At 64.9% G+C, this 9708-nt stretch carries 11 protein-coding genes and 1 pseudogene; 1 reads left to right on the forward strand and 11 read right to left on the reverse strand.

Features of this window, described 5'->3' with window-relative positions; genetic code table 11:
• The 3 genes from U9977_RS18550 to pstS form a co-directional block, all read right to left on the reverse strand.
• Positions 1-711 (reverse strand): phosphate ABC transporter, permease protein PstA (locus U9977_RS18550; protein ID WP_322750544.1); only part of this gene is annotated, 711 nt, incomplete at its 3' end.
• On the reverse strand, positions 708-1727 hold the full coding sequence (gene pstC / locus U9977_RS18555; RefSeq protein WP_322750545.1) for a phosphate ABC transporter permease subunit PstC: 1020 nt from the start codon (positions 1725-1727) through the stop codon (positions 708-710). The genes U9977_RS18550 and pstC, both read right to left, overlap by 4 nt.
• A 117-nt stretch (positions 1728-1844) precedes the next feature.
• Positions 1845-2948, reverse strand: coding sequence for a phosphate ABC transporter substrate-binding protein PstS (pstS, locus tag U9977_RS18560; RefSeq protein WP_322750546.1), 1104 nt, complete (start codon positions 2946-2948; stop codon positions 1845-1847).
• 496 nt (positions 2949-3444) lie between these two features.
• Here pstS and U9977_RS18565 point away from each other — a divergent pair, with 496 nt between their 5' ends.
• Positions 3445-3645, forward strand: coding sequence for a hypothetical protein (locus tag U9977_RS18565; protein WP_322750547.1), 201 nt, complete (start codon positions 3445-3447; stop codon positions 3643-3645).
• Between the two features lie 21 nt (positions 3646-3666).
• Here U9977_RS18565 and U9977_RS18570 read toward each other — a convergent pair whose 3' ends face one another.
• From U9977_RS18570 to U9977_RS18610, 8 genes and pseudogenes are all read right to left on the reverse strand, one after another.
• Positions 3667-4038, reverse strand: a complete 372-nt coding sequence (locus tag U9977_RS18570) for a hypothetical protein (RefSeq protein ID WP_322750548.1) — start codon at positions 4036-4038, stop codon at positions 3667-3669.
• A 306-nt stretch (positions 4039-4344) separates the two neighbouring features.
• Positions 4345-5136, reverse strand: coding sequence for an SAF domain-containing protein (locus U9977_RS18575; RefSeq protein ID WP_322750549.1), 792 nt, complete (start codon positions 5134-5136; stop codon positions 4345-4347).
• A 227-nt stretch (positions 5137-5363) separates the two neighbouring features.
• Positions 5364-5774: an FmdB family zinc ribbon protein gene (locus U9977_RS18580; RefSeq protein WP_322750550.1), complete on the reverse strand. Its 411-nt coding sequence runs from the start codon at positions 5772-5774 to the stop codon at positions 5364-5366.
• A gap of 163 nt (positions 5775-5937) precedes the next feature.
• Positions 5938-6588, reverse strand: a complete 651-nt coding sequence (locus U9977_RS18585; RefSeq protein WP_322750551.1) for a 5-formyltetrahydrofolate cyclo-ligase — start codon at positions 6586-6588, stop codon at positions 5938-5940.
• A gap of 1 nt (position 6589) precedes the next feature.
• Positions 6590-6733, reverse strand: coding sequence for a hypothetical protein (locus tag U9977_RS18590; RefSeq protein WP_322750552.1), 144 nt, complete (start codon positions 6731-6733; stop codon positions 6590-6592).
• Between the two features lie 134 nt (positions 6734-6867).
• Complete coding sequence (locus tag U9977_RS18595) at positions 6868-7182, reverse strand: hypothetical protein (RefSeq protein WP_322750553.1); 315 nt, start codon at positions 7180-7182, stop codon at positions 6868-6870.
• Between the two features lie 695 nt (positions 7183-7877).
• Positions 7878-8423 (reverse strand): BlaI/MecI/CopY family transcriptional regulator, encoded by a 546-nt coding sequence (locus U9977_RS18605; protein WP_322750555.1) that lies wholly within the window; start codon positions 8421-8423, stop codon positions 7878-7880.
• A 1102-nt stretch (positions 8424-9525) separates the two neighbouring features.
• Positions 9526-9708: pseudogene (locus U9977_RS18610) on the reverse strand (adenylate cyclase); the annotation flags it as partial.

Consider the following 9708-nt stretch of genomic DNA (forward strand, 5'->3'; position numbering starts at 1 on the left):
GTCGTCCGGGACGAGTTTGAGCATCTCCTCGGTGGAGCGCACGACGATGGGAATCATCAGAATGGTCAGGGCGAGCGCACCGGCGAAACCGGACGGCTTCTGGCCGAGCGCGAGAAGATAGAACGAAAGGATGAACAGACCTGCGATGATCGAAGGCAAACCGGTCAGCACGTCGACGAAAAAACTGATGGTCCGGCTGATCCGCCCGCGACCGTACTCGACCAGATAAATCGCGACCAGCATGCTGAAGGGAACCGCGAAGAGACTGGCCAGTGCGATCTGTTCCAGGGTTCCGATCAGAGCGTGGTATATGCCGCCGCCGGCGTCCCGCGCCCCGATGTTTCGCATGGAGGTGGTCAGGAAGTCGTAGTTGATCCGCTGCGCGCCCTTGGCAATCACACTGGCCAGCACTGCGACCAGCGGGATGAGCGCGAGCAGGAAGGCGAGATAGACCAGTGTCGTGACGAACCGGTCGACGGCCTTTCGGCTGCCTTCGACCATGGTGGACGCCACGCTCTGGCCGATCAGGTAGAACGAACCGGCAATCAGTACGAACTGAATCTTGCTGTCTATCGGTGCCACGACGTACAGCAAGATGGTGGCCACGACGGCGCCGGCACCGATAGCCGCCAGGGTGGTCATCGGCAGCTTCTGACCGGTCAGGTCAATGCCGCCGGGGCTGGTCGCCGGGGCGACAGTCGTTGTACTCATGCGGCGGTCCCCGAGAATTCACGCCGACGGGCGATGACGGCACGGGCCATTATGTTGACAAGCATCGTGACGATGAACAGGACGAGGCCGGAGGCGATGAGAGCCCCCTTCCCGACCTCGTTGGCCTCACCGAAACCGTTCGCCACATTCGCCGCGATGGTGTTGCCGGCCGGTGACAGGACGTGCCAGGAAATTCCGAATGACGCGGGAAGGACCAGCGCGACCGCGATCGTCTCACCCATCGCCCGGCCGAGTCCCAGCATCGACGCGCTGATCACGCCAGGCTTGCCGTACGGGAGTACCGCCGTTCGGATCATCTCCCAACGGGTCGCGCCGAGCGCGAGCGCCGCTTCCTTATGCGCGGTCGGCACCTGAAGGAAGATCTCGCGGGAGATCGCGGCGACAATCGGCAGAATCATGATAGCCAGGACGACGGAGGCGACGAAGATGGACCGTCCGACGAGGCCGTCATCCGTACTGAACAAGGGGATCCAGCCGAAGTAGTCGGTGAGCCACTCCTGCAGGCCATTCATCCGCGGGACGAGAACAATCAGACCCCAGAGCCCGAAAACGACGCTGGGGACCGCTGCCAGCAGGTCGACGATGAACGCCAGCGGCGTGGCAAGGCGTCGCGGGGCGTATACCGTGATGAACAGCGCGATGCCGACCGCCACCGGCACGGAGATGGCCATTGCAATAATCGCTGTGAGCAACGTTCCGAACAACAGCGCCGCGATTCCGAAAAACGGCGGAGATTGGTTGGGAAACCACTCGGTCGTCGTGAAGAAGTTTCCGGTGTTGGCCTGCAGTGCGCTGGTCGCCTCAAGCACCAGGAAGGCTGCGATCGCCGCGATGAGAACAAGCAGGCTGATGCCGGCAGTGCGAGTCAGATTCTTGAAGAACACGTCCCCGGGGCTGACCCGCGCATGCGCACTACTGCTGATGGGCTCCTTGACCGCCAGCGGCGCGTCGTCGCTCGGCGAGCCTGTGCCCTGGCCGTCCGACTCACTGCTCATCATGCCTCCCAACAAGTGGTGTCGGACGGTGTGCCCACCCGCCTCGTGGCGAGTGGGCACACCGGCGTGGTCGTCCCGGTCAGAACCCGTGGCCCTGGCCGGAGTGCAGAAGAATGATTATGAAATGGTCGCCACGACCGAGCTCACCTTCGCGGCAAGGTCGGTCGGCAGCGGAGCGTATCCGAGATCGGCGATGGCGGCCTGACCACCGGTGGAGGATGTGTAGGTCAGGAAGGACTTCACCAGCGTGGCCTGGCTCGCTGCCAGACCCTTGGTGCAGGTGATCTCATAGGTGACCAGGTAGATCGGGTAGGCACCGGGCGTAGTCGCCGCGTAGTCGAAGGTCAGCTTCAGGTCGTTCCCGCTGGCGACCTTGGCTGTGCTCACACCCTTGGACGTCGCCTCGGTGCTCACCGCCACATACTCACCGGCGCCGTTCTTAATCTTTGCCGTCGACAGGTTCGCGTTCTCCGCGAAGGAGAGCTCGACATAGCCGATGGCGCCGGCGGTCGACTTCACCGTCGAGGTCACGCCGTCGCTGCCCTTGGAGCCCTGACCGCTCGGGGCCTTCCAGTCCGAACCGGAACCGAACGTCCAGTCGCTCTTGGCAGCGCCGTCCAAGAACTTGGTGAAGTTGTCCGTGGTACCCGAACCGTCCGAACGGTGCACCGGGACGATCGGCGAACTGGGCAGCGTCACGCCGGGGTTGTCAGCCGCGACCGCCGGGTCGTTCCACTTGGTGATCGCGGCAGAATAGATCTTTGCCAAGGTCGAGGCGGAGAGCTGCAGGTCCTTCACACCGGAGAGGTTGTAAATCACCGCGACCGGCCCGGCGACCATGGGCAGGTCGACGATTTGCCCGCCGGTGCAGCGCTTGGCCGCATTGGTCGCCTGGTCACCGCTGATCGCCGAGTCCGAACCGGCAAAATCGATCTTGCCATCCACGAACGCCTGTTTGCCGGCGGAGGAGCCGACTCCCTGGTAGTTGATCGACGATCCGGGACACGCAATCTGGTACTTCTTGACCCACTCGTCCATCGCGTTCTTCTGCGCAGTCGAGCCCGAGGCGGTGATCGACCCGGTTGCGCAGGAGATCGCGCCCGTGGCGGTGCCGGCCGTCGAGCTCGGTGCCGCCGTGTTGTCGGAACCGCAGGCAGCCACCCCCAGCACCGCCGACATCGCAAGGCCCATGACCGCAACCTGACGTTTCGCTGTGTTCACAAGCGACCCTTCGTCTTCAGCGCATTGGCGCCGTTCTGTCCGCCCCCGGACCGGGGTGCCGGCGAGAATCGAAGCGATACAGCATGAACGAAGGATGAACGGAAGTGAACACGAATCGGACGTCGAGCAAAACACATCCCGAGTCCGGGGCGGCTCTACACAGAGTTGTCGTGTCGGGTAGGACCGACTACCTCAGGTACGTCCCGACTGCCCGGCCCACGAACCGGCGGAGCCCAGGGCCCTCGCACGATGAGGGAATCACAGCCGAGCCCTCCGAGTCCAGGCAGGCCATGTGGGCAACCGAGAAAGCGCCCAATTCGGGAACGACGCCCAAAACTCCCCGTTTGCCGGGATGGACCTGACTCAGGCCCACAGCGATTCTATGTCCATGAACAAAAAAGCCGTACCACACGGACCCGCCGGACCACTGACGGGCACGACCCTCCCTGCCGCGGGCGGCGGGAACCAGACGCGCGTGCGGGAAAGTGAAGATCCGATGCACGCGCGTCCGCCCCGGGGCGAATCGCAGGTGTACTCCATCACGGCCTGCGAAGGAAGTACCGTCTCCGATCTTTGTTGGCTGCTCGGCGAGCTGCCGGACCACGCCCGTCTCGTCGACTTCGCCAGCGATACCGATGTCACGCTTGTCTTTCGCACCGACACCGTCGCCGTCGCCGTGGACACCAACCGTGGCTGACAGCCGTGACCGAACCTCCGATCAGATCGGCGTGCGCTGTAGTTCCAGATCAGCGCGACTGTCGCACCAGTAGGGACCTTCGTCCTCCACCACATCCGTCATGATCACATGATGGCGTCCGACATGTCCCACCGGGAGCAGGCAGGTCAGTCCATCCACCCGGCATCCCGGCGCAGTGACCGTTGTGGGTGTAGCCCAGACCAACCACGCCTCCTGATTGCCCCAGCCCTGCAGAACCGCCATGTGCTTGTCGGGATGCCCGGTCTCGAGCGCACATGTGACCTCATCCGGTACCTCGTAGGCCGCCCCCGGGAGCCCGTCAAGCCGGCTGATGACCTCGTCGGGCACGCGTTGCCACACACCACAGGCACCATCGTCGATGGATATGCCCATCGTCGTTCCCTCCCCGCAAATACACCAAGAGCCGAGCGGCCTCATCGCGGCTCGTTCCCACCTGAACAGGGTGACCGCGCCAACCACGATCGCCTCGGGATCGGCCGCGGTCTGCTCCGGTCGACAAGCTCCGATACAAGCACGCACAGGCCGGACCTCGCACACCGGGTGGGAACTTTCCGTTTTGTCTTGACTTCGAACAGTAACTGATCGTACGATGTTCCTGGCTACAGACCATCATCACGGTCGAACGGCTGCTTGCGGGGCTATGACGCTATGGATCAGTAGCGATATGGATCAGTAGTACTACGATGCTCGGCGCCCCAGCACGGTCACCGACAGCCTGGCGTGCACTGCCGCACCGGCAAGAATAGCCGCAACGCGTGGCGGAGCTGCTACAAAGAGCAGCGCGCCGTCAGTCGTGGCTACGACACCTTCCGCTGCATCACGGGGGCGGAGAACTGCTAGGACGGTGACGTCGGATGCAACGACCGTCGCGGTGCCGGCTTCGGTTGTCGGCCCTGCCGATGTGTCGCCGGTGGGCACCCCTGGCTGCCTTGTCGTCGACCCGTTCCGTGAGCTCGCGTCTGGCACGGCCATCTCGGTGGACGCCGCAAGCACGTCCACCCGATCACCGACGCGCAGGAACAGAACCGATCCGGCATCGCTGACGCGGACCGGTGTCGCGACCAGGCCAGCGGCTGCCTGCCGTTGGGTGAGCAGGCCGGGGCCGAGGAACCGCGCATCGGTAATCGGTTCGCCACGACCGACCGGCGCTGCCAGGGTCCGCCCGACGGCTTCCTCGAAGCGCCGGGCGGTACCCACTGGCACGGCATCCACCGGTAACGACACGATCCGGACGTCGGTCGGGGCAATGATCGCCCCGCCCTCCAGCTCGCTGGCCGCCACAACCACCGCTGTGCCGGCCAACGGTTGGCTGGATCGCAGGGCGCCGGCGGCAAGGAGCAAAGCCAGACCGGCGAAGACACCCGCAAGAACCCGCCGCCGGGCCCCAACCGCGAGCCGCCAGGCACGTACCTCCCCGATACGCGCAGTTGTGCGTCCGGCAAGCCACATCGCGACCTCCACGATCTTCACGAGTGAACGTGAAGATCACATTAGCCACCGGGTGGGGAGCAGTCACGACCGGAGTGCGCATTGTGGACAAAGCGCTGTCCGCGTACGCCCGAGGCCGTCTCCTGTGGAAATCCGACCCATCGCAAGTGCCCGGATTACACAGACCGGTCGCCGGTGCAGCCAGGGAGTCACCAACGACCTCGGGCTCCCACGGAAGCCCCGAAGGAGTCCGAGGGAGCCCGCATCGATCAGGCCGCGGCGGTACCCGAGCCGCCGGAGGAGCTGGTTGAACCAGAGGAACTGGAGGAACCAGCCGATGACGCCGTGCTCGTGGCCGTCGACGAGCCTGCGGCACTCGACGTCGCGTCCACCGAGCCGCCCCCCGCGGGCGCACCAGCCCCGACGGTCTCCTTACTGGATGTGTCAGCGCCGGCCTCATTGCCGACCTTGTCTTTCGCCCGGTCCCGGACTCCACCGCCACCGGATCGGCTGTCGGTCTTGTAAAAACCGGCACCCTTGAACATGATGCCGACCGGGCTGAACACCCGGCGCAGTTTGCCGCCACAGGCGGGGCACTCGGTCAGCGCCGCATCGTTGAAACTCTGCACAACCTCAAGATCCTGATCGCACGCGGTGCAGCGGTACTCGTAGCGCGGCACGGACTCCTCCCAGGAGTTAGCACTCGACTTCGGTGACTGCCAACTCTAACCCGAGACGGCACCTCCGCGTCGACGACCACCCTCAGGCCACGATCCGAGCCGGCTGTCAGCTCCGCCGGCACAGCGTCAACGCCAATGATCACTACACCGCGCACCAATAGCGCTACCGCGGGTCCACCGACAAGCCGGCAGCCCCGCACCGCACCGTGGCACGCGGTGTGACAACGACATGGACGCCGATATCGTGGGGTTCGGTCGGCACGTGGGCGACCAGCTCGTGGTCGTGCACCATTGCCACGATCAGCGCGTCCGGTCTCGCGCGCCGCAGCGCCCGGTCGTAGGAGCCACCGCCACGCCCCAATCGCCCTCCACGCACGTCGGCCGCCAACGCCGGAACAACGATGACATCCGCACGGATAAGATCAACAATCACTGCACCGAGCGGAGGTTCACGAGTTCCAAAGGCGCCTGCAATCAGCGATCCGTTGTACTCACGGAAATCCAGGTCTAGATCGGGTCGCATCGACGGCAGCAGGACACCCACCCCCCGGGCCCGCAGCTGCCCGAGAAGCCGACCTGTCTCCGGCTCGCCGGGCAGGTTCACATACGCAGCCACGCAGCGCGCCGCGGCCACCTCGGGAAGATCCAATACGCGTCGGGTCGACGAAGCGGCGGTGTACGCCTCGATCGAACCCTCTGACGCCGATCCGCCACCCGCCCCGAAGTCGGTACGGGCGATCCGACCGGCGCGTGCCGCGAGCTGGCGCGCCCGCAGCTCGACCTTCAGACTGTTCAGAGCCTCATCCGCGGGCATGTCAGGACGTGTCGCGGTCGATGTGATGCGGTGGACGTTCGGCGCGCAGCCACTCGATGTCGGTGTCCGCGCTCTCCTCAGAGGTGTCCCGGTCGTCGCCCCATCCGATGTCACGATCGTCGTCGGAGCGTGCGTCGTCCCACACGAGCGTTCCTCCTTCCCAGTTCGGAAGCTTCGGACATCCCGTCCGGCCCGGCGAGCCCGGCGGGCTTCCCGCCGCTGCAGGCGGCCCATCTGCCCCACCGTGCTCAGCTGGCAGCCTCTCGGCTGACGCTCCGGTCATGTCGCGGTCCGCGCCGAGCCACCGTCGCCCGGCGAACCCGGATCCCCCACGCCCTCCACAACACGTGCGATCGCGTCCGCGACCGCATCCAACGCGTCGCGCACACCCGCCGAGTATGCCTCGAAATCACCCTCTGACCTGCGCATTCCCTTCTCCGTCACGACCTCGGGTACGACATCGATCGCCGCCCGCACCGCGCGACGATAGCGGGGTACCGAGACTGGAGGGTCTCCTTGTGGATCTTGATCGTATGCCTCGTCGTGATCCAGCGTCGCCCGAACCACGTCGCGGCGGGTTACCGGTGCCACCATCCGTATCCTCCCAGAGCATTTGCTGTCCAGCAAAACAAACCATAGCGGTGTGCTTGGCTACCAGCAAAGCCGTTACGCTGTTCCGGTGGACGACTGTGAGCGGCTGGTCGGCATCGGGGACATAGCCTTCCAACTGAAGATCACGCGCCAGGCGGTTGACTACTGGACGCGCCGAGACCCTCAGTTCCCTGCTCCGCTACAGGTCATCAACGCACCTACCGCGACATCCAAAGGCACCCGTGTGTGGCGCAAACGCGACGTCGACGCGTGGATCGTCGAGTACTACAGGCGGCGAAGGGCCTAGTCAGCCAGAGATCTCGCATCCCCAGCGGCGTTCGGCAGTCCGAGCCCGGGTCGGCCAGGGCCGCCCGGGCTGGCGTGAACATGCCCTCTGGAGGTCGGATTCAACCAGTCAGGTCGCTGTCCACTGATGCAGATGCGGATACGTGTGCACGTGCGGATGCGGATGCGGATGCGGATGCCACCAACAGGCCACACTGGATTCGGGTTCATCACCGCCATCCGGGCGGCAGGGCTTTGTCGACCGACGTTGTCGAGGTCATTTTCGATGACCTAATATTTTTAGGGGATTCGCTCATAAGAGTGCCTGGGAATAGGGGTGTGGATCAAAGATCGGGACTGGCGGACATGCATCGCAAGGCGGGAACCATGCCCAGAAGATCCAAAACAGGATCTCAGGTCTGTCCGATCCCACCCGCTCCCGATCCATCCCCGCGACCATAAAGATCATGTGCCGGCTCATCGGTGCCACGCTCGCACGAGTCTCCGCCGGCCGCACCGAGCACAAGCCACAGCAGCCGCACCTGCCGGGGCGAAAGACCGCTCACAAAGTGACGCAACGCCGCGTCCTGGTCGGCGACCTGACCCAGCAACGCAAGCATTCGTGCGGAGGCATACTCCTCCTGAGATCGGGTCGCGTGGTACATCCACACCCGCCGGACGCGTACCCGTTCGACATGCCCCTTGGTGATGAGACGCCCAAGTGTGGTGGCTACTGTACTGTGCGCGAGCCCCCCACCCAGGTTGTGCTGGATGGCGCCGGTACTCACGGGCATTCGAGCATCCCACAGCGCCGCGAGGACAGCTCCTTCGAGTTCGCCCGGCTGGCGGCGGATCACCGCGCCGGAGGCGGTCTGCGCCTGGTCGGTCTGTCCGGAATCGTTCTCCGGCCAGCCGGGATCGCCGTGGCGTCGTGGCGACCATGTGTCACGAGTGGTCAACAAGGGCCATCCTCGAAGGTTCGAATGACGGGGAACGGCCGGCGACAGGGGGCGCGACGTCGCGGGTCGCAGCGCTGTCCCTCTCAGCCTGGCGGACGCGCGAGAACGGGCACCCGGTCGGACCCAGCCGATCGCGAGCCAGCCGATCGCGACCGGACCGATCACAGTCTGGATCCGAAATTGCCCGCGGATACCCCGGACGCAGCTCTGTGGACCGGCTCAGAGACCGAGTACGCAGCGACCGCCAACCCTAATGATCGACAGAGTGGTGCGGCGGTCCCGGCCACATACGCATCCCGGCGGCCCCCGTCGGACCATGGCATAACGCAGGATCCAGCCTGGCGAACGCCTGCCGAAGCCGAACACACCGGCCGGCTGTCCCGCAGAACCGTGGTATGCCGATACTCCTACCAGGCCGGCGGTCACCGTTGGGAAAAGAAGCGAAAGCACGCCACGCACTGCTCGGGTCGCAAGCGTCCATGCACGATCGATAGACCGCCGGCGCCACCGCGGTAGCCCGGCACGGCTCGTGTAACGGACAAAGTAGCCGAATGACGCGGCACGCCCGGAAGCGGGACCCGCCGACACCGATACCGCGCAGGCAGCTGTCCCGGTCATGCCTGGGAGCGACTCTCGAATGTATTTCGCTGTACCGCCGGCGACGGACCGGATGCGGACCAGCCAGCTCGACCAGACCACGGGATGCCCCGTCGGTCGACCACGAGCCCGTCCACCACGAGCCCACCCAGTCGGACCCGGCGTCGCGACATGTGCTGGAGCCCGCCCGTCTGTAGTTGCGTGCGCCCGAACTCGGCGCCTCACCTGCTCAACGAGCAGTTTATGCACCGGAGATGGAACAACGCAGGCACAACCCGACGGAAGCTACTGTGCTTACGCCCTCAGGGTGAATTCCACCCGACCGACCCCGCCCCAGGACAACGCCACACAGGGCAACGCCACACAGGCCAACACCACAGACCAGCAGCACAGGGACCAACTCTGTACAGACTAAACCGGTACAGACTAAACCGGTACAGACTAAACCGGTACAGACTAATCAGGATAAACCAGGTCGATACCGAACAGGTCCACCGTGAAGCACTCAGGCTGCCCGCAGCTGCGCCGTTCGCACCAGCGCGTCACACGTCTCCTCCGTACGCGTCACATCAACGCACAGGGAAGTCACGAATGCATTCAACGCCTCCTGGACGACAACCACCGACTCATGCGCGGGTACCGGACAGTCGAGCTCCAGAAACATACCCAGACCGTCCAGTTCATCGAC

It is taken from the genome of Protofrankia sp. Cas8, assembly GCF_963555845.1.
Taxonomy (GTDB): domain Bacteria; phylum Actinomycetota; class Actinomycetes; order Frankiales; family Frankiaceae; genus Protofrankia.

Coding starts and splice junctions, on each gene's coding strand:
- pstC (WP_322750545.1), bottom strand. CDS start 1,727: ATGAGCAGTGAGTCGGACGGCCAGGGCACAGGCTCGCCGAGCGACGAC.
- U9977_RS18565 (WP_322750547.1), top strand. CDS start 3,445: ATGCACGCGCGTCCGCCCCGGGGCGAATCGCAGGTGTACTCCATCACG.
- U9977_RS18570 (WP_322750548.1), bottom strand. CDS start 4,038: ATGGGCATATCCATCGACGATGGTGCCTGTGGTGTGTGGCAACGCGTG.
- U9977_RS18585 (WP_322750551.1), bottom strand. CDS start 6,588: ATGCCCGCGGATGAGGCTCTGAACAGTCTGAAGGTCGAGCTGCGGGCG.
- U9977_RS18595 (WP_322750553.1), bottom strand. CDS start 7,182: ATGGTGGCACCGGTAACCCGCCGCGACGTGGTTCGGGCGACGCTGGAT.